This is a genomic window from Thermococcus sp. MAR1 (genome assembly GCF_012027305.1).
Classification (GTDB): domain Archaea; phylum Methanobacteriota_B; class Thermococci; order Thermococcales; family Thermococcaceae; genus Thermococcus.
This window is the reverse complement of sequence record NZ_SNUF01000005.1, coordinates 1-521: the sequence shown is the minus strand read 5'-3', so window position 1 is coordinate 521 and position 521 is coordinate 1. Positions and strand designations below refer to the sequence as shown.

The 521-nt window shown below is 32.6% G+C and carries 1 protein-coding gene; it reads right to left on the bottom strand.

Annotation, left to right across the window (positions count from 1 at the left end; genetic code table 11):
* Nucleotides 1–521 (bottom strand): hypothetical protein (locus tag E3E25_RS11285; RefSeq protein ID WP_206204733.1); only part of this gene is annotated, 521 nt, incomplete at both ends.

Here is a 521-nt window from a genome sequence, read left to right as displayed (position 1 = left end):
AATTCATCGTCTGCCTGCTTTGCCTGTTGCATAGCAATATCTTCTGTTATGGAGATTACACATTGTAAACTATCACCATATTTTTTTAACCGTTCAATAAAAAACTTGGTTAACTCAACAGATGTAATTTTTTTATTCTTTATCAGCGATGCTAATTGTTCAATAGAATAAAAAGCTAAATCGCTTTTGTTGGAAGGAAGGGAAACGTTGGCAGGAATATTCCAGTTAATAGCTTCCTGCTTTTCATTAAACTTCATACCCGGTAAAACAGGACTTTGCCATAAACTTAATGGTACGCTGTTGTTGAGTGAAAGCTTATGCATGAGTTTATAATTCTCATAATTATCTTTCACATCAGTAAACATAGTATCAATTTCTTTTTGTGTGAAAGAAATATCAAACAGTTTAGCAGCACTTTTTAAATCTTGTTTGGTAATGGTTGTGTCTTGCGAAAAAGAAGAAAAGCAGCAGAATAATAATGCTGCAAATAATGCTTGTCTCATGTGTGTATTAGTTTCACA